Origin of the sequence: Caballeronia novacaledonica (genome assembly GCF_900258035.1) — a bacterium.
Classification (GTDB): domain Bacteria; phylum Pseudomonadota; class Gammaproteobacteria; order Burkholderiales; family Burkholderiaceae; genus Caballeronia; species Caballeronia novacaledonica.
In genome coordinates, this window is sequence record NZ_OGTP01000031.1 from 1 (window position 1) to 22,715 (window position 22,715).

General features: G+C 64.2%; 20 protein-coding genes. 13 read left to right on the forward strand and 7 right to left on the reverse strand.

Features of this window, described 5'->3' with window-relative positions:
• Window positions 1-756 precede the first annotated feature (756 nt).
• Window positions 757-1,716, forward strand: coding sequence for an HNH endonuclease (locus tag NOV72_RS28495; RefSeq protein WP_106857874.1), 960 nt, complete (start codon window positions 757-759; stop codon window positions 1,714-1,716).
• Here the strand turns inward: NOV72_RS28495 and NOV72_RS28500 are convergent.
• Both NOV72_RS28500 and NOV72_RS28505 read right to left on the reverse strand, forming a co-directional pair.
• A complete protein-coding gene (locus NOV72_RS28500) occupies window positions 1,627-2,295 on the reverse strand; it encodes a helix-turn-helix domain-containing protein (protein ID WP_106857875.1) in 669 nt (222 codons plus the stop codon). The two genes, NOV72_RS28495 and NOV72_RS28500, sit on opposite strands and share 90 nt — an antisense overlap.
• Window positions 2,296-2,530: 235 nt before the next feature.
• A complete protein-coding gene (locus tag NOV72_RS28505; RefSeq protein WP_106857876.1) occupies window positions 2,531-3,931 on the reverse strand; it encodes a GntP family permease in 1,401 nt (466 codons plus the stop codon).
• A gap of 306 nt (window positions 3,932-4,237) precedes the next feature.
• On the opposite strand from NOV72_RS28505, the gene NOV72_RS28510 reads away from it, so the two are divergent.
• Both NOV72_RS28510 and NOV72_RS28515 read left to right on the forward strand, forming a co-directional pair.
• Window positions 4,238-5,692: a sigma-54 interaction domain-containing protein gene (locus NOV72_RS28510; RefSeq protein ID WP_106857877.1), complete on the forward strand. Its 1,455-nt coding sequence runs from the start codon at window positions 4,238-4,240 to the stop codon at window positions 5,690-5,692.
• A 103-nt stretch (window positions 5,693-5,795) separates the two neighbouring features.
• Complete coding sequence (locus tag NOV72_RS28515; RefSeq protein WP_425428797.1) at window positions 5,796-6,050, forward strand: hypothetical protein; 255 nt, start codon at window positions 5,796-5,798, stop codon at window positions 6,048-6,050.
• A gap of 4 nt (window positions 6,051-6,054) precedes the next feature.
• Here the strand turns inward: NOV72_RS28515 and NOV72_RS28520 are convergent, their stop codons facing one another.
• Window positions 6,055-6,624 (reverse strand): lipocalin family protein, encoded by a 570-nt coding sequence (locus NOV72_RS28520; protein ID WP_106857879.1) that lies wholly within the window; start codon window positions 6,622-6,624, stop codon window positions 6,055-6,057.
• A gap of 502 nt (window positions 6,625-7,126) precedes the next feature.
• On the opposite strand from NOV72_RS28520, the gene NOV72_RS28525 reads away from it, so the two are divergent.
• The gene (locus NOV72_RS28525; protein WP_106857880.1) at window positions 7,127-8,107 is read left to right on the forward strand and encodes an AEC family transporter; all 981 of its coding nucleotides are present in this window, start codon (window positions 7,127-7,129) and stop codon (window positions 8,105-8,107) included.
• Window positions 8,108-8,218: 111 nt separating this feature from the next.
• On the opposite strand, the gene NOV72_RS28530 is transcribed toward NOV72_RS28525, so the two are convergent.
• Window positions 8,219-8,458 (reverse strand): DUF4148 domain-containing protein, encoded by a 240-nt coding sequence (locus NOV72_RS28530; RefSeq protein WP_106857881.1) that lies wholly within the window; start codon window positions 8,456-8,458, stop codon window positions 8,219-8,221.
• A 447-nt stretch (window positions 8,459-8,905) separates the two neighbouring features.
• Here NOV72_RS28530 and NOV72_RS28535 point away from each other — a divergent pair, with 447 nt between their 5' ends.
• Window positions 8,906-9,457 carry an NADPH-dependent FMN reductase gene (locus NOV72_RS28535; RefSeq protein WP_106857930.1) on the forward strand — a complete coding sequence of 184 codons (552 nt, stop codon included), beginning with the start codon at window positions 8,906-8,908 and terminating at the stop codon, window positions 9,455-9,457.
• 59 nt (window positions 9,458-9,516) lie between these two features.
• Here NOV72_RS28535 and NOV72_RS28540 read toward each other — a convergent pair whose 3' ends face one another.
• Window positions 9,517-10,899, reverse strand: coding sequence for a hypothetical protein (locus tag NOV72_RS28540; protein ID WP_106857882.1), 1,383 nt, complete (start codon window positions 10,897-10,899; stop codon window positions 9,517-9,519).
• A gap of 165 nt (window positions 10,900-11,064) precedes the next feature.
• Window positions 11,065-13,341 (reverse strand): hybrid sensor histidine kinase/response regulator, encoded by a 2,277-nt coding sequence (locus NOV72_RS28545; RefSeq protein WP_106857883.1) that lies wholly within the window; start codon window positions 13,339-13,341, stop codon window positions 11,065-11,067.
• A gap of 814 nt (window positions 13,342-14,155) precedes the next feature.
• Between NOV72_RS28545 and NOV72_RS28555 the strand changes: the two genes are divergently transcribed.
• The 8 genes from NOV72_RS28555 (at window position 14,156) to NOV72_RS28590 (ending at window position 21,705) form a co-directional block, all read left to right on the forward strand.
• A complete protein-coding gene (locus tag NOV72_RS28555; protein ID WP_035502605.1) occupies window positions 14,156-14,524 on the forward strand; it encodes a response regulator in 369 nt (122 codons plus the stop codon).
• The gene (locus NOV72_RS28560) at window positions 14,517-15,140 is read left to right on the forward strand and encodes a chemotaxis protein CheC (protein ID WP_062255251.1); all 624 of its coding nucleotides are present in this window, start codon (window positions 14,517-14,519) and stop codon (window positions 15,138-15,140) included. The genes NOV72_RS28555 and NOV72_RS28560 overlap by 8 nt, the downstream gene beginning before the upstream one ends.
• A 19-nt stretch (window positions 15,141-15,159) precedes the next feature.
• Complete coding sequence (locus NOV72_RS28565; RefSeq protein ID WP_106857885.1) at window positions 15,160-16,101, forward strand: GGDEF domain-containing protein; 942 nt, start codon at window positions 15,160-15,162, stop codon at window positions 16,099-16,101.
• Between the two features lie 228 nt (window positions 16,102-16,329).
• Complete coding sequence (gene hpnD / locus NOV72_RS28570) at window positions 16,330-17,178, forward strand: presqualene diphosphate synthase HpnD (RefSeq protein ID WP_106857886.1); 849 nt, start codon at window positions 16,330-16,332, stop codon at window positions 17,176-17,178.
• Window positions 17,178-18,452 carry a hydroxysqualene dehydroxylase HpnE gene (hpnE, locus tag NOV72_RS28575; protein WP_106857887.1) on the forward strand — a complete coding sequence of 425 codons (1,275 nt, stop codon included), beginning with the start codon at window positions 17,178-17,180 and terminating at the stop codon, window positions 18,450-18,452. Before hpnD ends, hpnE begins: the two co-directional genes overlap by 1 nt.
• Window positions 18,452-20,431 carry a squalene--hopene cyclase gene (gene shc, locus NOV72_RS28580; protein ID WP_106857888.1) on the forward strand — a complete coding sequence of 660 codons (1,980 nt, stop codon included), beginning with the start codon at window positions 18,452-18,454 and terminating at the stop codon, window positions 20,429-20,431. The genes hpnE and shc overlap by 1 nt, the downstream gene beginning before the upstream one ends.
• Before the next feature lie 26 nt (window positions 20,432-20,457).
• Window positions 20,458-21,114 (forward strand): phosphorylase, encoded by a 657-nt coding sequence (locus NOV72_RS28585; protein WP_245933196.1) that lies wholly within the window; start codon window positions 20,458-20,460, stop codon window positions 21,112-21,114.
• Window positions 21,115-21,231: 117 nt separating this feature from the next.
• Window positions 21,232-21,705: an acyl-CoA thioesterase gene (locus NOV72_RS28590; RefSeq protein WP_106857890.1), complete on the forward strand. Its 474-nt coding sequence runs from the start codon at window positions 21,232-21,234 to the stop codon at window positions 21,703-21,705.
• 37 nt (window positions 21,706-21,742) lie between these two features.
• On the opposite strand, the gene NOV72_RS28595 is transcribed toward NOV72_RS28590, so the two are convergent.
• Window positions 21,743-22,684 carry an MlaA family lipoprotein gene (locus tag NOV72_RS28595; RefSeq protein WP_245933193.1) on the reverse strand — a complete coding sequence of 314 codons (942 nt, stop codon included), beginning with the start codon at window positions 22,682-22,684 and terminating at the stop codon, window positions 21,743-21,745.
• Window positions 22,685-22,715 lie beyond the last annotated feature (31 nt).

The following is a 22,715-nucleotide window of genomic DNA, read 5'->3' on the forward strand; positions in this document are numbered from 1 at the left end:
AGGCGTGACGCCAAAACAGCGGCTCACTGCCGCAGCATAGTCTACTTCTGACCCGCGTTATTAGCGGGGGGATTACCCTGGCAACACCGAAGTTCAAGTTTGACATGCCGTGAAGTTTGGCGGGTTGCACGCGAAAAACTTTCCGAATCGACGCCTGAAGCCACACTTCACTGGCCAAAGTTTGGCTGGTTGCTCAATTTTCGAAGAAGTTTGACGTTTGTACGGATTGTCGGCATGTCGGAGCCTTATGCAGCAAGACTCCGAGAAGCGAAGATTCGAAGGCATCCGGGTATTGGGAGTTGCGAATGTAGTGCTGCTCGAATGCCTTCTCAATGATCCCAGACATCTCGTCGAGTGAAGCAATGGCGGCGCATCTTGCAGTAGAAACAGCGATGCCGTCCACCCTCCTGTCGGACGCGTTGACTGAGGAACGACTCATCCACGCAGCCGTGGCACAAATACCTCGACCGCAACGCTTCGACGTCTTGAAAACTTTGCATTGATCTACCATTGAATAAAAGGGAGCGCGGCGCCAAGAGTTCCTTCGCTACCGACCGGGCACGCGGACGTCGACGTCTGCGGGAAATGCCGGATTGTAGCGCCGTGTCACGGGAGTTCACCCAACCTTCATCTTCCCAAAATCGAGCGTCGCGGTTGTGCCATCGACCCGATTCGATTTCCATCAAAACGTCAATCAGCTAAGTCATGCTCGTTGGTGCGTTATCCAGCGCGAGATAATAAAATGTTCTCGGCCAAATGATCTCCACCAATAAGATAAGGACAACATTCGTGCGCTGCATTTTCTGCAAACAAGACTCAAGTGAATCGCGCAGCGTCGAACACATCATGCCGGAGTCAATCGGTAGCCGTCGACGTGTTCTGCCACGAGGCGTGGTCTGCGACAAGTGCAACAATTACTTCGCGCGGAAGGTCGAGCAACCGATTCTCAATCATCATTGGATGAGGAATTTACGCGCGTGGCATCAGGTGCCATCAAAGAAGGGCAAGCTTCCTTCCCTTCTTGGTCGTATCGCTGGGAGCGATGTACAGGTCAATATGCGACTCAGCGAAAGCGGGAGCATCCAACTCGGCACTGAAAAGCGTGGTGAAGCAGTTGTGCTTGGCGAGGCAATGCAGGATAACTTTCAGATGCCACTGGTCTTTACTATCGAGGATGTCGTTCCACAGCGAGAAATGTCGAGGTTTCTTGCCAAAATGGCTTTGGAGGCTTGCGCTGAGATCTTTGTTCGAGATGTCCGTCTTCTCGAAGAGATGATGGAGCAGCCGTTCTATGATTCCATCCGCAATTTCGCGCGCTATGGAACAGGACCAGATATTTGGCCCTTCTGCCAACGAACAATCTTTCCTGCCGACACATTGATGCAAGACCCTACGACAAACGAATGGGTCACGGCTGGTTTCGGATGCACGCTCTTCATGACCCGGCGGTCAGAGACTTTTTTCGCGTTTGTGCTGTATGGCGTTGAATTCGTTATCAACGTTGGGGGGCCGTCGACAAAGGGCTATGAAGAATGGCTGGTGGAGCACAACCGAATCAGCCCACTTGTGGAGCGTTTGGGGTGCAGTCATGTTGTTAGAGGCGAGGGCAAAGATCGCAAGCATTATCTAGAGGGCAGCTTCGAAGGCATGAATGGGTTTGAATTCGATAAACAGCATGGGGCCGGACCGCGCCCAGCGGATGAGTTCGAAGCTTAGCCAAGCAGAACTGCAAGCGCCCGACATAAAGAAGAGAACGGACGCTAAGGGCACGGTTTCTGGTCGTGCCCATCCCGACGGTAGATTCCGGCCAATCATTTCACGCGGGTGTCGGCTTGCAAAGTTGCTACGACAGTGCTCTCGATCCACGATGGCATCTACAGTGTCAACTTTCAAATCTGGTGCTGAAATTTCTATTAATGACAAGTAGCCCTTGGCTAGACCTGCAGCCTCACCAAGCGTCTCCTGTGACATATTGATCGATGTCCGAAAGGCCGCGATATTGTGAGCAACGGTTTGCGATAACGAGGCACGGGCCAGAAGGCGGCCGGACAGGTGGGGAGATTTCTCGAGTAACTGACTCGGATTCACGCCCATGAGGCTGGCGAGCGTATCAATTGTGCTCAGTCGAACATTGGCCGCCTTGGTTTCGATTAGAAACAGGGTATTTCGACTTATACCAGTGGCGGCCGCCACTGCGACCAGCGTTAGCTGTTTCGTTTCCCGGACATGTTTGACGGCGCGCGACAAGCGTGCGCTCGCGGTCCGGTCGTTGGCTTCTTCGCTTTTTTTCGTCATCTAGTCGTCCGGCAGCGCACTGCGGACATCCGGTTTGGGAGCCCGGCAGCTCACGTCGCGCAGCAAGAACCGTTGAGTAAACGTGGAATGCCCACGACTCACTGAATCGCAGGCATCGAAACTACTGAAATTCGGTCAATCTTACTGTGCAAAGGATGGGCGTGGGAACGCGAAGTTTGATTTCAAACTTAAACTTCGGTGTTGCCAGCAACGACAGCCAAAGCCAAAGAACCGGTCAAACAATCCCCGTAAGGTAATAAACGCCGATAACAAAAAACACAGCCAGCGTCTTAATAACGGTAACGGCAAAAATATCGCGATACGACTCCCGGTGCGTCAGCCCGGTAACCGCGAGCAGCGTGATAACCGCGCCGTTATGCGGCAGCGTATCCATGCCACCGGAGGCCATCGCCACGACCCGATGCAGCACCTCCAAAGGAATGTGCGCCGCCTGAGCACCGGCAATGAACGTATCCGACATCGCCGCAAGCGCGATACTCATCCCGCCCGACGCCGATCCCGTAATCCCGGCAAGCGCCGAAACCGAAATAGCCGCATTGACGAGCGGATTCGGGATGCTCTTCAGCGCATCGCTGACCACGATAAAGCCCGGCAATGCCGCAATCACACCGCCGAAGCCATATTCGGATGCCGTGTTCATCGCCGCGAGCAACGCGCCCGCCACCGCCGCCCGCGTGCCCACCGCGAACCGCTCCTTCACGCGCGAAAACGCCGTCAGCAAGACAAGCACGATACCCAGCAACAACGCGCCTTCGACCGCCCAGATCGCAACGACCGTCTTGACCGCCGTGGTCACCGGCGCATGCACGCCCGGCAGCACCTCGGGCGGCACGGTGTAACTCGCGCCGTACCACGTCGGGATCCACTTGGTCAGCGCGAAATTCGCGACGCCGACGAGAATCAGCGGCGCAATCGCGAGCACCGGATTCGGCAGCGACGTCGATTCCACGCGCTCCGGCTCGTTCAGGAGCGACGTGCCGTAGCCTTCGCCTTTGGCCATCGCGGAGCGGCGGCGCCATTCGAGGAACGTCAGGCCGACCACGATGATGAACAGCGAGCCGATCACGCCGAGCCACGGCGCGGCCCAGCCGGTCGTCTTGAAGAACGTCGTCGGGATGATGTTCTGAATCTGCGGCGTGCCCGGCAGCGAATCCATCGTGAACGAGAACGCGCCCAGCGCAATCGCGCCCGGCATCAGCCGCTTCGGAATATTGCTCTGGCGATACATCTCCGCCGCGAACGGATACACCGCGAACACGACGACGAACAGCGACACCCCGCCATAGGTGAGCAGCGCGCACACCGCGACGATCACCGCATTCACGCGCGACTTGCCGATATAGCGAATCGCGGCGGCGACGATCGACTCGGAGAAGCCCGACAGTTCGATGACCTTGCCGAACACCGCACCGAGCAGAAACACAGGAAAGTAGAGCTTCACGAAGCCGACCATCTTCTCCATGAAGATGCCGGAAAACACGGGCGCGACGGCGGCGGGATCGGTGAGGAGAACGGCCCCGAGCGCCGCGATCGGCGCGAAAAGAATGACGCTGTAGCCGCGATAGGCGGCGAGCATCAGGAACGCCAGAGCGGCGAGCACGATGATGAACGACATTGAGTCTCCGTGAGTGGTTTGTTCTTTGCAACGTAGCGCGCTTCTTCTGGAAGCGCTGACGGCGCGCGGATAATGCGCCGCGCGGGCACAATGCAGGTTCCGTGCCAAAGCGTGAAAACGCTGGCGCGACGGGCATCGGGCGAGCATGCCATCGCAACGTTTCAACCGGATGTCTCGGGATCGAGACATTTCGACCGCCCCATGCGGGTGCGCAGCTTGTCAAGACTAGTACAGATGCGGATTGCCGGCGAGTCTCGTGATTGAGATATTTGTCTCTATATGGAGAAAACGGAGACATTGGGCGCCATGCTCAACGACTGGATCAACGTGCCCCTGGACTACAGCGACGTGATGCGCCGCGCGATGGAGTCCCTGTTCAAGACCTTCGAGAATCTGAGCGAAGGCACTTTCATCGTCGATGCGGACGCACGCGTCGTGTGGATCAACAAGCGCTACGCGGCGCGTTTCGGTTTCGACGATCCGCTCGACGCGATCGGCCTCGATTGCGAAGCGGTGATTCCGAACAGCCTGATGCGCGAAGTCGTCGCGACGGGCAAGCCGATCCTGCTCGACGTGCTCGAAACGGACCGCGAGCCGCTCGTCGTCACGCGCCTGCCGCTCAAGGACGACGCGGGCGAGATTATCGGCGCGATCGGCTTCGCGCTGTTCGACGAGATGAAAGCGCTCACGCCGCTTTTCGCGCACTACTCGCGCGTGCAGCAGGAACTGATCGCGACACGCCAGTCGCTCGCGCAGGCGCGGCGCGCCAAGTACACGTTTTCGAGTTTCGTCGGCACGAGCCCGGTCAGTCTCGAAGTGAAGCGGCAAGCGCGGCGTGCGGCGCTCGTCGATTCGCCGGTGCTGCTGCTCGGCGAGACCGGCACCGGCAAGGAACTGCTCGCGCATTCGATCCACGGGGCATCGACGCGCGCCGGCAAGCCGCTCGTGACGGTCAATGTCGCGGCGATTCCGGACACGCTGCTCGAAGTCGAATTCTTCGGCGCGGCGGCGGGCGCGTACACCGGCGCGGAGCGGAAAGGGCGCGTCGGCAAGTTCGAGCTGGCCGACGGCGGCACGCTCTTTCTCGACGAAATCGGCGACATGCCGCTGCCGTTGCAAGGCAAGCTCCTGCGCGTCTTGCAGGACAAGGAGTTCGAGCCGCTCGGCTCGAATCGCATCGTGCGCGCGGATGTGCGCATCATCGCGGCGACTTCCGCCGATCTCTCCGCGCTCGTCGCGGCGGGCCGTTTTCGCGCGGACCTGTTCTATCGGCTGAACGTGCTCACGATTCACGCGCCGCCGTTGCGCGACCGGCTCGGCGATATCGAGGCGCTCGCTTACGCGATTCTCGAAGATCTGTCCGCCGACACGCGACCCGGGCACGGCGGCCATTTTGTGCTGCACAAGGACGGTCTGCGGCTTCTCGAGGCGTATTCGTGGCCCGGCAATGTCCGCGAGTTGCGCAACACGCTCGAACGCGCGCTGATGCTCTCGGAGACCGAGCACATCGACGCCCGCGCGTTGAGCGCGTTCATCGACGCGGGGCGCGTGGCGATCGCGGCGCAGGCGGAACCGGCGGCGCAGGAAGCCGGCGATCCGCCGGGCCTGTCCTACGCGGACGCGATGACCGATTTCGAGCGACGCTTCCTGTCCGACGCACTGCGCGCGAGCGGCGGGCGCGTCGCGGATGCGGCGGAGAAAATCGGCATCGGAAGGGCGACGTTGTACAAGAAGATCGCGGCGCTCGGCATCGCCGTGTGACGGATTTTTACGGCCGCCAAACCGGCGCGAAAGCTGCGCGTGGCATACTCCCGAAATCGAAAATAACGACCAAGAATCAAAGGGGTACGGGATGAAACGCGGGATGAGAACCGGCAGGGCAATCGGCCTTTCAGTCATGCTTGCGGGCGGCGCGTGGGCGCTTTCCGGATGCAGCAGCGCGCCGCCCCTTTTTTCCGCCGATGGTCGCCCGACGCAGCAGATCCAGTGTCCCACTTACAGCGGCTGGAGCAATTGCACCGACAACGCGAAGGCGCTCTGCCCGAGCGGCTATGACGTGCTCGGACAGTCGACCGAGAACAATCAGAACTCGCTGCTCATCGCCTGCAAGGGAGGCTAGGCGGTCAGCCTTGCTGCGTCTCGCGCAGCATCGTGACGTCGTAACCGAGCGCGCGCGTGCGCTCGATCAATGTGCGACGCAGTTCGGCCGAAGGCTTCGCCTCGCGCGTCAGAATCCACAGATATCGCCCGGTCGGCTCGCCGACGATGGACCACGTGTAGTCGTCGGCGTGATCGAGAATCCAGTAGTCGCCGACATAGAACGGGCCGAAAAACGACACCTTCAATTTCGTTCCGTTCGATCCGGCGACGATCTTCGCGCGTCCCTCCGCCGACCGGTACGCGCCGTTCACGCCGCCTTGCCGGCAAGCATTGACGACGGAGATGAGCCCGTCCTCGCGCCGCGCGTAATTCGCCGTGACGGCTTCGCAATTGCGTTCGAAGCGGTTCTCGTAGCGCGCGAACTCGTGCCATTGACCGAGATAGCGATCGAGATCGACGGCTTTCGACGGTTCGGGCACGTCGTCGTTACCGCTTTTGCGCGTCCCGTTCGATGCGCACGCAGCCAGCGCGACGACGCCGCCGATCACAGCCAGCGCCGCGGCGCCGTATGCCCAAGGTCTTCTGAGGTTCATGTTGCCCGGTGTGTGAGAAATGCGAAGGCAGACGGAGCAGCAAGCTTCGTTCCGTCCGCGCGCGGCTCCCGAAACCCCTCACCTTTCGCCCCGTCCGATGCCGCCCGCAAAAACCCGCGTGAGGCGCAAGTGGCTGTCCTGATTGGGTTTTATCGCGCGGTCGATGTTCGGCGACAAGACATTTGCCCGGCTCCCGAATCGCCTCACCTTAACCGGCGCACGTCGAATGAACGCGCTCCGCCGCGCCGCGACGGCGGCCCGAAGCGCCTACACGGCAAAAATGTCGAATACGTTAAAGAACAATGGCTTGCATCGTCCACTTAACAGAGTGAGTGAAATCGAAGCCATTCGATAACTCGTGGAAGAGTGAGTTGCACGTTCATAAAGGGGCTCACCGTCGCGGCATTCCCGAAACTTCTCACCTGATGCTCCCGAACGCTCTCACCTTTCTGTCCGGGGTATCCTCTCGCTCTTCACTTCTCGCGCCCAAAGCAGCCGCCTCATGCCTTCGCCGGTCTCCTTGCCTCACGCCTTCGCGCCGCTGCCTTCGCTTCTTACTCCACTCGCCACGATCATCCTGCCGGTCTTCGGTCTCATCTTCGCGGGCTACGCCTGCCGCAAGCTGAACCGGCTCGGGCCGAGCGCCGCATCCGAGCTGAACCGCTTCGTCGTCTATCTGGCGTTACCCGCGCTGCTCTTCGACATCATGGCCAAGACGCCGTGGAGCATGCTCGATCAGCCCGCGTTCATCGCCGCGTTCGGCATCGGGTCGGCGGCGATCTTTTTGCTGACGCTCATCGTGCGGCTCATGCAGTCGCGTCATCTCGCCGATGCCAGCATCGACGGATTGAACGCCGCGTATCCGAACACCGGCTTCGTCGGCTTGCCGCTCTGCATGCTCGCGTTCGGCAAGGAAAGCCTGGCGCCGGCCGTGATCGCGACGATCATCACCGTCTGCGTGATGTTCGCCGTGGCGATCGTGCTGATCGAACTTGGATTGCAAACGGAGAAGCACATCGTCGCGACGCTCGGGCATGTGGCGAAGTCGCTGGTGAAAAATCCGTTGCTGATCGCGCCCGTGGCGGGCGCGTTGCTGAGCGGCTCGGGCGCGCACGTGCCCGAAGGCGCCGAGGCGCTGCTCAAGTTGCTGGGCGGCGCGGCGAGCCCTTGTGCGCTCGTCGCGCTCGGTCTTTTTCTCGGCGCGAAGGGCGAAGCGCGTGCCGTCGGGACGACGAGCGCGCTCGTGACGCTCAAGCTCGTCGCGCAGCCGCTTTTGACCTGGTGGCTGGCCTTCCATGTGTTCAGCCTGCCGCCGTTGTGGGCGAAGACCGCCGTGATTCTGAGCGCGCTGCCGACCGGGACCGGCCCGTTCATGCTCGCCGAGTTTTATCGACGCGAGGGCGGCGTGACATCGAGCGCCATTCTCTTCTCGACCGTGATTTCGCTCGTCACGGTCACGCTCTGTCTTACCTCGTTGCGCTGAGCACGCAAAAAAACGCCCGATGCAAGCGCACCGGGCGAAACCACCTTCTGTTCGACGGTGGAGGAGGGCCAGTTCAGACTGCTTCCTCTGATTCGTTCAAATCGATGCTGCTTATCGCGTGGCGCTGGCGTCGCGGTTGTCGGCGCGAAGTTGCGCGTGCCGCTCCTGATACGGACGCAACTGCGGATAGCTCAGCGAATTGACGGCTTCCAGATCGCCCGCGCGGCGTGCGCTCGCGAGTTCCGCCTTCACTTCCGCGCGAGACTTTCCCGCCGATGTCGATTGCGCGAAAGCCGGAGCGGTGGCGAGCAGCGCGGACAAAACCAGACCGCCGATCAGTGCGTTTTTCATGCGAAGTCTCCTGGATGCGGGTGCGTCGGCACCGACGCTTGAAGTGCAGTCTAGGAGCATTCCTATTGGACAAAAATACCGATTGAGCCAACACATTGTTGTCCAGAGTGGATGAATGCTGGCCCGCGTAACGCAAAATGAGCGCGCCCGGAGGCCGTCATGTTTCGTTTACGAATCAAAAACTAAACAGAATGGAGGTTACGCCCGACTTATCCACAGATTCTGTGGATAACCGTGGGGATAGCTCATCGGGAACCGCGCGGCGTGGCGGTGTAAGGTACATTGCTCAATTCGTCGCAAAAATAGTCCGGGACGCATGCGCGGACCCTCGGAGACGATCGACCCGCGATGCGCCTATCATGTGCACGCGCGTCGTTCGAAGACGGCGTTTCCGGACAGGTCATCGTCCGGGTCATCAACCTTTTCATCCTTCACGGGGAAGATGTCATGACCTTAAAGATTGCGGTGGTTGTCGGCAGCCTGCGGCGGGATTCGTTCAACAAGCAGCTCGCGCATGCGCTCGTGTCGCTGGCGCCGAGGGACTTTTCGTTCGAGTTTCTCGATATCGGCGCCCTGCCGCTCTACAGCCAGGATTACGACAGCGACTTTCCCGAAGTCGCGCGCGCGTTCAAGCAGCAGATCGCCGATGCGGACGGCTTGCTGATCGTCACGCCGGAGTACAACCGCTCGATTCCGGGCGTGCTGAAAAACGCGCTCGACTGGGCCTCGCGTCCGTGGGGACATAGCGTCTGGGGCGGCAAGCCGGGCGCGATCATCGGGACGTCGGTCGGGGCGATCGGCACGGCCATCGCGCAGTCGCATCTGCGCGGCGTCTGCGCGTATCTCGATATCGTGCTGATGAATCAGCCGGAGATGTATATCAAGCACGACGAAAAGCGCATCGACGCGAGCGGCAATATCGTGAGCGAGGACACGCGCAAATATCTGCAGACGTTCATGGACAAGTACGCCGCCTGGGTGCGCGATCGGGCGGCATAAGCACTCACCTTTGACCACGCAAAAACGGCCCACTCAGCGGGCCGTTTCTTCGACGAAACTCAAACGTGATGATGTCCCGTCACGCGATCCCATCCGTGGCGGATCGCCGCCTTGAAGCGCTCCCACGTATCGCCTTCGCCGTGCTTGCTTTCCCAGTCGCGGCGGGTCTCGTACTCCATCTGATCGTCCCACGTGCGGCTGCGGAAGCGATCGTCGTTGCCGAGCGTCGCGCCGTAGCGATACGCGCCCTGGTAGTCCTCGTACGGCTCGCCCGTCGCCGAGTATTTGGACTCGTAGTCGGCGCGGAAATCTTCTTCGTACTCCATGTACTCGTTGGGCACCGTTGCCGGACCCGTGGTCGTGGAAGCCGGACCGACCGGCCCCGCCGCCTGCGTGCCGGCGGAAGCGAGCACCGGATCGGGCGACGAACCCGCCGCGCGCGCCGCACCGGCCTGATACGGCGCGGCCGGTTCGTCGAGCGGTCCGAGCGGCTCGACCGAACGCCATTCCGAAGCCATGTCGGTGCGCACGCCGGGCAGCGGGTCGCGTTCGGACGGAACCGCGCCGGTCGTGCGAAGCGGATCGCGGCCGGCAAGCGCATCGCGTTCCGACAGCGATCCGCCCGTCAGTCCGTCGCGCGCAGCGAGCGGATCGGCGGGCACGCCGCCGAGCGGATCGGCGAGCGGATCGATGCCGGTCGTCGCATACGGATCGCGGCCCGTCACCGGATCGCGTCCGGCGAGCGGGTCGCGTGCCGTGCGTTCGGCGTCGCTCATCATCGACTGCGTTTGAGACTGCGACTGCGATTGCGACTGCATGCCGGCGCGCGGCATCAGCAGATCGTCGGCGGGATCGCTGGCGTAATCGCGCGGCGTCAACGCTGCCGGATCGCCGGCGTCCGCGTGCGGATAAGCCCGCGCGCGCATCGGCGTCATGTCCGGACTGTTCACCGGTTCGCGTCCGGGCACGGCGCTGCCGCGTCCGAGGCCGAGTTCGTCGAGCACGGAATGATCGCGATCGTCAGCGGCAGGCATGTCCGACGCGCCGTGTTCGAGCGTCGTCCAGCTCGCGGCGCGTTCGTCGATGTCGATCGCGCCCTGACCGCTCAATGTCGTGCGCGCGATGTCCGCCTGTTCGACGCTCGGTGTATCGACGGCGACGAGAATCGCGCCGCGCCGCACGGCCTCCGAATAATGCGCGACTTCCGGCGGCTGGTCGCGCCCGCCGAAGAGCATGCTGAAGAAGCGCTCGATGTTCGCGAGCATGCCCGGCTCCTGATGCGTGACGGCGTCGGGCATGTCGGACGGCGCGGCTGCGTCGTCGCGCTTCGGATTGGCCTGAAGTTCGATGTCCGCCCGCGCGAAGCCGGCGCTGATCAAGGCCGAGCGTGCGTCCTCGGCTTGCGCATAAGTGTCGAAAACTCCGATGACGGTGTGTCGCATGTACGCCTCCTGCGGTGGGCGGATTCCGGAAATCGGCGACGTCGTCGCCGTGCATGAAGGCGTTCACGCAACTCGCGTGCCGGATGCGTGCGAACCGGCACGCGCAGGAGAACGTGTGAAAGGATGACGGCGCTTTTACAACCGCGCGTGCAAAAGTCGATCGGTTCAGCGATCGACGGAACGCGCCGCACGCGCACCGCGCATCGGTGCGCGCGGGCCGTCCGGGCGCTCGAGAATGCCGCGCAGGAGCGAATCGAGCAGCGCGATATCGAACGGTTTCGAGAGCACGCGCGCGCCGACCTGCCGCGCGCGGTCGAGCTCTTCCGCGTAACCCGTGACGAGAATCACCGGCAGGCGCGGCTCGCAGCGCTGCAGCATCTCGGCGAGATCGATGCCGTTCATCTGTCCCGGCATGTGGATGTCGGACAGCACGACGTCGAACGGGAAATCCGTTGCGGCGTCCGCGAGCGCGGCTTCGAGCACGGTGGCGGCCGTGTCGGCGTTGAAGACGTAGGTGACGTGATGACCCATCATCGTGAGCAGCGCCTCGGTGCCGGCGGCGACTTCCTCGTTGTCTTCGACGAGCAGCACGCGCAAGCCGTCCGCGTCCTTCGCGGCGGCCTGTTCTTGCGCCACGGCCGCGCCCGGCGCGCCCGCCGCCGCGCGCGGCAGATACAGACGCACGGCCGTGCCCGCGCCGATGGCGCTGTCGATGGTCGCAAGCCCGCCCGCGCGCTCGCAGAACGCAAAGACCTGCGGCAGGCCGAGGCCCGTGCCCATGCCTTTGGGCTTCGTCGTGAAGAGCGGCTCGAACGCGCGCCCGAGCACTTCGGAGCTCATGCCGAAACCGTTGTCCTCCAGCATGATCTGCACGAATTCGCCGGTGATCGGAAAGCCGTCCTCGTGGCGAAAGCGCACGTTATTGGCTCGAACGGTGAACGTGCCGCCGCTGGGCATCGCGTCGCGCGCATTCACCGCGACGTTGATGAGCGCGAGCTCCAGTTCCGCCGGATCGACGCGGATCGCCCACACGTCCGGCGCGACCTCGACGTTGAGCGCCACTTTCGCGCCGAGCGAGGCGCGCAGCAATTCGCGCCCCGCCGGCACCCATTTGCCGATGGCGATGGTCTCGCTTCTCAGCGGCTGCTTGCGCGCGACGCCGAGCAATTGCCGGGTCAGCGACTGACCGCTCTTCAACGCGCGTTCCATCGCCGCCAGTTCGCGGTCGAGGCCGGGCGCGCCACGCCGCCGCGCGATCTGCACGTTGGTCGAAACGATCATCAGCAGATTGTTGAAATCGTGCGCCACGCTGCCGACGAGATTGCCGAGCGCTTCCATCTTGCGCGCCTGGCGATACGCGGATTCGATCGAGCGGCGCATCGACGCTTCCGCCTGCCAGCGCTCCCACGCTTCTTCCTCGGTCGCGAGCCGCCGCAACGACTGCGTGATGACGCCCCACAGCACGACGCACGGCGCGAAGATCGAAAGCGCGAGCACGCTCAGATGCTTCCACCAGTCGGACCAGATCGTCGCGATCGGATAGCCGCTCGACACGAAGACCGGATACGCGCCCACGCGCCGGAACGCGACGATCTTCAGTTGATTGTCGAGGCCGGACACCATCTTCACGACGCCGCTCCTGCGCCCCGCGGCGTACGCTTCGCGCAGCGGCGAGCTGGCGGCGAGCGCCATGCGCTCGGGCGGACGGGGCGGATACCACGCGAGCACTTCGCCGTCCGAGCGCGACAGGCCGAGCGACACGCTCGGGTTATCGCCGATGAGCTCGCGATAAAACGCGCCGAAATACGAAGGCCGCAGCGCGATGGACACGATTCCGTCGAACTTGCCCGACGCCGTGCGGCGCGCGACCGCCGTGTTGAACACCTGCTCGCCGGCGACCCGGCCGACCATCACGCGGGAAATCTGCTCGATCTGCTGCCCCGCGCGCAAGCCGCCGAAGTCGGCGCGATCGGCGACCGTGATGTCGGGCGTGGGCCACGCGCGGCTCGTGGCGAGCAGCGTGCCGTCGGAACCGAACACGGAAGCGGCCGCGACCTGCTTATAAGTGTTGCTGATCGTCTGCAGGCGCTGGTGGATCGTCCGGCTGTCTCGCCGGATGGCGGCGGCGTCGAGGTCGTCGAGCAGATCGACGATGCGTTCGTTCAATGTCACGTTCAGGTCGAAGACCTTGAGCGCGTGTTCCTCGGCGACGCGGGCATTGCGCGCGACGATATCGGAGGCGTCGGCGACGCGCGCGTGGTAATCGGTGAAAGCGGTGACCGCGACATACACGCACGGCAGCACGATCGCGGCGACGAGCAGTGCGTAGAGCGTGAGGCGCTGCGCCGCGAAGTTGCGCTCGGGAACCACCGGAAAAGGCGGTTCTTGCTGCCATGATTCCGCGGCAGGATCGGCGTTGGACTCCTCACGTTGCAGCGTCATTTTTGGCAGCGAATTGGAAAACTTACCCGAAGCCCGCGCCTCGGGCTCGCCGAAGCGGGCGTGCGCACGGGACTTGCCGGGCTTGAACGATGCAACCGCAAAAAGTACGCACGAAGCATGCCGGGGAAAAGGTTGCGCTGCGCACGACATATGGAGGAAAGCCTCGGTCGGGCGGCGAAGTTAGCGAGATTATTGGAAGCGCAAACGTACACAAAAGCATGACAACGTATCACATCTGATTACATGGAGCGAAACGTGCCTCATTACGGGCAGTTTTCATCAGATTAATTCTCGCTCTGCGCTTTCGCGAGTTGCTTTGACATTCTGATCGTCCGACAATGCAAGCCTCCGACCTGATACGCCATCGAGAGCGTCGGCGGAGGACACAAGCAGCCTCGCGGCGCGCGCCGGGGAGAAGGACCGCTTGTCCGGCCAGATCGCCGGCAGGCCGCGCGACCGAGCGAGGGAAAGAAGGCCACGGTCCGCCAACCTCTTGGCGGATCACGCACGGGGCAGTCGACATGACGCCGATCGAGAGCCAGGAAGCATCGAACGCTGCGCGCACGCTGGTGGTCCAGCGCTCGCCCGCGGGATGGCGCGCCTACGTCCACAGGCGCCGCGCCTGGCTCATCGCCGCCGAACTGCATCTCCGACAGCGCCCGCATTCCCGCCGGGCAAGAGGGCTCACGCCGGTTCCGCTGTGAAGATCGCCTAAAGATCGCCGCGCGGATGCCGTAATCCCATACGAGAGCCGGCCGTGTCCGCCGACACGACTGTCCTCAGCCCGAAAACAGCCAAAAAGATCCTGCCGACCATGCCGTTGCCGATTGTCATTGCCGATGATTCCCTGCTCGCGCGCAAGGTGATGACGCGCGCGCTGCCCCCGGACTGGGACGTCGAGATCTCCTACGCGACCAACGGACGCGAGGCGCTCGAACACTATCGCGCGGGCCGCGCCTCGGTGATGTTCCTCGATCTCACGATGCCCGACATGACGGGCTATCAGGTGCTCGACGCGTTGCAGCACGAGGACCTGAACACGTTCGTGATCGTCGTGTCCGCCGACGTGCAGCCGATGGCCCAGGAGCGCGTGCGCGCGCTCGGCGCGATCGCTTTCCTGCCGAAGCCGGTGACGCCCGAAGCGCTGCGTCCCGTTTTGAAGGAGTACGGACTCCATGGTTGAACCCGCCCTGAACGAAGATCAGCGCGACGCGCTGCAGGAAGTCGCCAACATGGCGATGGGCCAGGCCGCGACGCGGCTTTCGAAGCTGCTCGGCACGTTCATCGAGCTTTCGGTGCCGCGCGTGCGCGTGGTGAGCGTGGCCGAGGCGTCGGCGGCGCTCGCCGAGATGACCGGCATCACCGATACCGTCACGGCCGTGCGCCAGGGCTTTCGCTCCGACATCAAGGGCGAGGCGATCGTGCTGTGCAAGAGCGGCAGCGTCGATCAGTTGTGCGCGCTCGTCGACGATCCGTACACCAAATCCACCTACGAGGCGACGACCCGCACCGAGCTCGTCTTCGACGTCGCCACCGTGCTGATGGGCGCGTGCGTGTCGTGCATACTCGACCGCCTCGGCCGCTCGCCGATCTTCTCGCCGCCGGGCATGCTCGGCTCGGAAATCGGCCTCGACGAAGTTTTCCAGCCCGCGATGCTCGCGTGGAAGACGGCGCTTCTGCTCGAAGTGAATTTCGCGCTCGAAGACCACAGTTTCCGCGCGCATCTCGTCATGCTGATGGCGGAAGACGCCATCGCGCATCTGAACGAGGCGCTCGACGCGCTTCTGTCGAGCCTCTGAACGGGACGCCATCGTGAGCATGGACGAACTGCGCCACGCACTCTCCGAACTCGTGATCGAGCGCGTCGGCTTCGGCATTTTCGTGCTCGATCGCGACTTGAACGTGCTGATGTGGAACCGGTTCATGCAGGACCACAGCGGCAGGACGGCCGAGCAGGTGATCGGCAAATCGATCTTCGCGAGCTTTCCGGAACTGCCGCGCGTGTGGTTCACGCGCAAGGTCGAGAGCGTGTTCCAGCTCGGCAGCTTCACGTTCAGTTCGTGGGAGCAGCGGCCGTATCTCTTCAAGTTCGATCACGACCGGCCGATCACCGGCGGCGTCGATTTCATGCAGCAGGACTGCACGTTCATGCCGCTTACGCTTGAGCGCGAGGTGCGCGCCGTCTGCGTGACGATTTCCGACGCGACGCACGCGAGCATGATGCAGCGCGCCCGCGACGAAGCGGTGGCGAAGCTGCAGGAATTCGCGGACCGCGACGGCCTGACGGGCATCGCGAACCGGCGCTACTTCGAACTGCGCCTGCGCGACGAATTCTCGCGCTGGCAGCGCTACGGCGGCGAGCTGTCGATGCTGCTGTTCGACCTCGACCACTTCAAGCGCATCAACGACGACCTCGGCCACCTCGTCGGCGATACGGTGTTGCGCGTGATGGCCGAGCGCGTCGCGAAGACCGTGCGCGTGCAGGACGTGTTCGGTCGCTTCGGCGGCGAGGAATTCGCGCTGCTTCTGCCGTGCACGAACTTCGAGGACGCGATGATCGTCGCGGAGAAAGTGCGCCGCGCGATCGGCGAGACGCCCATCGACGTCCAGGGCGCGCGCGTGCCGGTGACGGCGAGCGTCGGGGTGGCGCGCGCGCGGACCGGCGTGACGTCGTCGTACGAAGCGCTCATCAACGAGACCGATGCGGCGCTTTATACGGCCAAGCGCGAAGGGCGCAACCGGACGGTCGGCTTCGCCTGAAACGCCGCTCGATCCGCGGCGCCTTGCCCCGCGCGGCTCCGGCGCAATCGGGCAAAGTATTGATATACTCTTTGCCGCTTCCGGCGCAGTCACAGCCGGCTCGCGCCGGCCTTTCTCCCCGGTCGTCCCGCACAGCGCCAGTGGGTTCCGCGCGCGCCGGGCCGTATCGGGACCAGCGCCCGATCTCTTACAAAATTTGCCCTTGGGGGCGCCACAGCGGAGTTCGTCTTGGCCGTTTCCAACACCATCGCTGAAGATCCTGCTCCAGACGCCGCGAAAACGTCGTCGGGAAGCTCGTTTTATCTCGCGATGCGCATCCTTCCCGCCGAGCAGCGGGACGCGATGTACCAGATCTACGCGTTCTGCCGCGCGGTCGACGACATCGCCGACGAAGGCACCTTGCCGCGCCGCGAGCGCGCGTTCGCGCTCGACCAGTGGCGCGAAGACATCGACGCGTGCTACGCCGGCAAGCCGAAGCCATCGCTCGAAGGGCTCACGCGCCACATCCAGGCTTTTCAGCTTTCCCGCGACGACTTCCACGCTGTGATCGACGGCATGGCGATGGACGCCGCCGGCGACATCGTCGCGCCCGACGAAGCCACGCTCGACCTCTATTGCGATCGCGTGGCGAGCGCGGTCGGTCGGCTGTCGGTGAGAATTTTCGGGATGCACGAGGACGCCGGGCGGCGGCTCGCGCACCATCTCGGCCGCGCGCTGCAACTGACCAACATCCTGCGCGACATCGACGAGGACGCGGAAATCGGCCGCGTGTATCTGCCGCGCGAACTGCTCGCGCGCGAAGGCATTTCGACGAGCGATCCGGCCGGCATCGTCGGCGATGCGCGCCTGCCGCGCGTGTGCGCCGTGCTCGCCGAGCGCGCGAAGGGCCACTATGCCCAGTCCGACGCGATCATGGCGGCGTCGCCGCGCGCCCAGGTGCGCGCGCCGCGCATCATGTCGGCGGCGTATCGCACCGTGCTCGACGCCAATCTGAAACGCGGCTTCGACCTGCCGCGCACGCGCGTGCGCACGCCGCGTGCGCGCCTGCTGTGGATCGTGGCGCGCAACCTGATCTGATGTCCCGGCGGGTCTTCGTCGTCGGGGCGGGCATCGCCGGACTTGCCGCCGCGGTCGAGGCGCAACGGCGCGGCGCGCGCGTCGTGCTGCACGAGGCGGCGCCTCACGCGGGCGGCCGTTGCCGCTCTTTCTTCGATGCAAAGCTCGGCGTGACGCTCGACAACGGCAATCATCTGCTGCTGTCAGGCAATCAATCGACGATGGCGTATCTGCGCGCAATCGGCGCGACCGACACGCTGATCGGCCCGACGCACGCCGAGTATCCCTTTTTCGATGCCGCAACCGGCAACACCTGGACGATCCGCATGTCGCCCGGCCGCTTGCCGCGCTGGATCTTCGACGCCGAAGCGCGCGTGCCCGGCACGCTGCCCGCCGACTACCTGCCGTTCCTGCCGCTCTTCTGGGCGAAGCCGGGCCGCACGATCGAGGAATCCGTGCGACGGAAGGATCGCGTGTGGGATCTTCTCGTGCGCCCGCTGCTGCGCGCCATGCTCAATGCCGATCCGTCCGAGGCGAGCGCTGAGCTCGCCGCCGGATTGCTGCGCGAGACGGTGGCGCAGGGCGGCCAGGCGTGCCGTCCGCTGATTGCGAGAAGCGGGCTGTCGCATGCGTTCGTCGAGCCCGCGCTGCGGCATCTGCAGTATGGCGGCGCGGAGATTCGGCTCGGCTCGCGCGTCGCGGGTATCGGGGTATCGGGCACGGATTCGACGGAGCGTGTAAGCTCGCTGGCTTTCGAAGGCGCGGAGCCTGTCGCGCTCGGAGCGGGCGACGGCGTCGTGCTCGCCGTGCCACCCGACGCGGCGCGCCGGCTGGTGCCGGAGCTGACCACGCCGGATGCGTCGCGCGCGATCGTCACCGTGCATTTCGCCGTCGACGTGCCGGCGGGCTTTCAGCCGATGACCTGCGTCGTCAACGGCATGTCGGACTGGGTTTTCGCGGCGGACGGCCGGCTGTCGGTCACGCTCGCCAGCGCCGGCCGATGGCTCGCGACGCCGCACGAAGCGCTCGCGCAGGCGCTCTGGCAGGAAACGGCCAAGGCGATGCGCATGCCCGCGGCTTCGACGCCGCCCTGGCAGGTGGTCGTCGAGGAACACGCGACGTTTGCCGCCGTGCCCGCGCAGGAAGGCCTGCGGGCCGCCACGCGCACGCGCTGGCCCAATTTCACGCTCGCGGGCGACTGGACGGCGACCGGCCTGCCCGCGACGATCGAAGGCGCGATCCGCTCCGGCCAGAAGGCCGCGGAGGCGCTGTTGAACCCATCGATGGAACGCTGATGAACGATTTATCCCTGTCGGCCGCTGGCGCGCAGGTGTCGGGCGCCTCGCTCGATTCCGCCGTCAACCGCGCCACCGACGCGCTGCTCGCGGCGCAACATCCGGACGGTTACTGGCTCTACGAACTCGAAGCGGACGCAACTATCCCGGCTGAATACGTGCTGCTCGTCCACTATCTCGGCGAAACCGCCGACGAGAAGCTCGAAGCGAAGATCGGCCGCTATCTGCGCCGCATTCAACGCGAGGACGGCGGCTGGCCGCTCTTCACCGACGGCGCGATGGACGTTTCCGCGACCGTGAAGGCGTATTTCGCGCTGAAGATGATCGGCGATTCGCCCGATGCCGAGCACATGCAGCGCGCCCGCCGCGCGATTCTCGCCGCGGGCGGCGCGGAAAAGGTGAACGTGTTCACGCGCATCCTGCTCGCGCTCTTCGGCGTCGTGTCGTGGCGCGCGGTGCCGATGATGCCCGTCGAGATCATGCGCCTGCCGATGTGGTTTCCGTTTCATCTCTCGAAGGTGTCGTACTGGGCGCGCACGGTGATCGTGCCGATGCTCGTGCTCAACGCGAAACGCCCGCGCGCGCGCAATCCGCGCGGCGTGCGCATCGACGAAGTGTTCACGAATCCGCCGGTCAACACCGGCATGCCGGCGCGCTCGGGGCATCAGGGCCGCGGCTGGTTCGCGTTTTTCCGCGTCGTCGATTCGATTCTGCGCGTCGCCGATCCGCTGTTGCCGAAAGCCGGCCGCGAACGCGCGATCGATGAAGCGGTGCGCTTCGTGGACGAGCGTCTGAACGGCGAGGACGGTCTCGGCGCGATTTTTCCGGCGATGGCCAACTCGGTGATGATGTACGACGTGCTCGGTTATCCGCCCGAGCATCCGAACCGCGCGATCGCGCGCAAGTCGCTCGACAAACTGCTCATCGTCGATGAAGCCGACGATGGCGAAGCGTATTGCCAGCCGTGCCTGTCGCCGGTGTGGGATACGTCGCTCGCGGCGCATGCGCTGCTCGAAACCGGCATGCCGAAAGCCCGCTCGGCGGTGGCGCGCGGGCTCGCATGGCTCGTGCCGCTGCAGATTCTCGACGTCTACGGCGACTGGATCTCGCGCCGTCCGAACGTGCGGCCGGGCGGCTGGGCGTTCCAGTTCGCGAACCCGCATTATCCCGACGTCGACGACACCGCCGTCGTCGCGATGGCGATGGAGCGCGCCGATCGCGAGAACGGCACGGCAATGTACGGCGAGTCGATCGCGCGGGCGCGCGAGTGGGTCGTCGGCATGCAGAGCAGCGACGGCGGCTGGGGCGCGTTCGAGCCGGAAAACACGCAGTACTACCTGAACAACATTCCGTTCTCGGATCACGGCGCGCTGCTCGATCCGCCGACGGTCGACGTGTCCGCGCGCTGCCTGTCGATGCTCGCGCAGCTCGGCGAGACGTCGCTCAACAGCGAGCCTGCGCGCCGCGCGTTCGACTACATCGTCCGGGGACAGGAACGCGACGGAAGCTGGTACGGACGCTGGGGCCTGAACTACATCTACGGCACCTGGTCGGCGATGAGCGCGCTGAACGCCGCCGGCGTCGCGCCGACGGACCCGCGCATGAAGCGCGCGGCGGACTGGCTCATCGGCATTCAAAACAGCGACGGCGGCTGGGGCGAGGACGGCGAGAGCTACAAGCTGGACTATCGCGGTTACGAGCAGGCGCAGAGCACGGCGTCGCAGACGGCCTGGGCGCTGCTCGGGCTGATGGCGGCGGGTCTGGTCGAGCATCCGGCCGTTGCGCGCGGCGTCGGCTATCTGCTGAGGACGCAGCAGTCGCACGGTCTGTGGGACGAAACGCGCTTCACGGCGACCGGTTTTCCGCGCGTGTTTTATCTGCGCTACCACGGCTATCGCAAGTTTTTCCCGCTGTGGGCGCTCGCGCGCTATCGCAACCTGACGCGCGACGGCCTCACGCGCGTGATGGCGGCAATGTGAACGCGCCTGTCGTCGCCGTGACGGGCATGGCGTTCGAGGCGAAGATCGTGCGCGGACGCGGCGTCGATGTGGTGTTCGCGGCGCGCGCCGACTGGCTCGAACGCGCGTTGTCCGATGCGATCGCGCGCGGCTGCTCGGGCATCATCAGCTTCGGCACGGCGGGCGGGCTCGCGCCGGATCTCGAGCCGGGCGAACTGATTGTCGCCGAGAGCGTGTGCGGTCCGTTCGGCGAACTGCATACCGACGCGGCGTGGTCCGCGCGTATCGTCGATGCGTTCGCGGGCACGCCCGTCGAGCGGATCATGCGGCGCGGCCGGATGGCGGGCGTCGCCGCGCCCGTGAAGAGCGGGGCGGAAAAGCGCTCGCTGCATTCGTCGACCGGCGCGCTGGCCGTCGATATGGAATCGCACATCGCCGGGGCGATCGCGACTGCGCGCGGCTTGCCGTTCGCCGTCTGCCGGGCGATTGTCGATCCGGCGTGGCGCACGCTGCCGCCCGCCGCGACCGCCGGCCTGCGCGATGACGGCACAACGGCCATCCGTCCGATTTTGCGTGAACTGCTGCGCGATCCGTCGCAACTGGGCGCGCTTCTGCGGCTCGCCTCCGACGCCCGCGCGGCCCGCGCGACGCTCGTGCAGGCGCGGCACGCGCTGGGAACGGCGCGGGCGCTCGCGTTTGCCTGAGCCCTTGTTTTCTGCGGGTTAACCCTTACCTCGTTATAATCAGGGAAAACCCTAATTAAGCGCGCGTCGATTGCTCTGTCCGGCGACGCGCGCGGCAAAGAAAACGAGGAACCGCAAATGAATTTTCACACCCGCAAATGGGTCAAGCCCGAAGATCTGAATCCGAACGGAAGCCTGTTCGGCGGCAGCCTTCTGCGCTGGATCGACGAAGAAGCCGCGATTTACGCAATTTCGCAACTGGGCAACCAGCGCGTCGTGACCAAGTTCATGTCCGAGATCAACTTCGTCAGTTCGGCACGTCAGGGCGACATCATCGAACTGGGCATCACCGCGACGCATTTCGGCCGCACGTCGATCACGCTGCGCGCGGAAGTCCGCAACAAGATCACGCGCAAAAGCATTCTGACCGTCGAGAAGATGGTGTTCGTGAATCTGAACGAGCAGGGCGAGCCCGCGCCGCACGGCCGCACGAAGATCCGCTATGCAGATGAACTGTTCGAGGCGTATCGGCGCGATCAGGGTACGGTGGAAGCGCCGAAATTGTCGGGCGACGATTTGATCGAGGAAGCCGTCGAAGAGTCGGCTCACTAAAAGCAAACGGCGCTCACGCGCCGTTTTTCATACTCGCCTACTTGCCCGCGGGCTCCGCCGCCGGATCCTCGTACTGCGGCAGCCCTTGTCCCTTGCTCGAACTCGGCGACGGCTCGCCCTTCGGCGCGTTTTCTTCCGGCGCAGGCGATTTCCCGCCGACGCCACCCGCCGGCGAGACCGCCGCGCCCGGATCGACATACGTCGGCAAGCCCTGTTCCTTGCTGCCACCGCCGGTCTCGCCCGGCGCGCTCGCGCCCTCCGGCTCCGATGCGCCCTCGTCGCCGTAATCGGGCAGCGTGCTTGCGCCGCCTCCCGTCAGCAGATACTGACGCCGCTGTGTGTACGCGTCACGCACGAACGCGTATTTGTCGAGCGCGGCCGCCGAGAGCAGATCGGTCGCGCCGATCAAATCCGCACGCGCGCTCACGAAGTTGACGCCATACAACGGCCAGCGAATCTCCGCCTCGGTATAACTCACGGGATTCACGCGCCAGTCGACGAGCCAGGTCGTCGAATCGCGGAACGAGCTCGGTCCGAGCAGCGGCAGCACGAGATACGGCCCCGACGGCATGCCGTAATGCCCGAGCGTCAGGCCGAAGTCCTGATGATGCTTCGGCAAGCCCGCCGGCGATGCGATATCGATCAGGCCGCCGATGCCGAACAGCGAGTTCATCGCGATGCGCATCAGATCCTGCGTCGCATCGGTGATCTTCAACTGCAGCAGGTTGTTCGCGAAGTTCGAGAAATCGCCGAGATTCGAGAAGAAATTGCTGACCGCGGTGCGGAACGGGCTCGGCGTGTAATCGACGTAGAACTGCGCGACGGGCTTGGCGACGTAAGTATCGAGCGTGTCGTTGAACGTGAAGATCTTGCGGTTCATCGGCTCCAGCGGGTCTTTCGGATTGCGGTCCGGGCCGGTCGCGCAGCCCGTCGTCGCGAGCGCGCCCGCCATCGCCAGACTCATCCCCAATTTGCGCATTGCACGAGCGGTCAAAACCGTCGATCCCCAC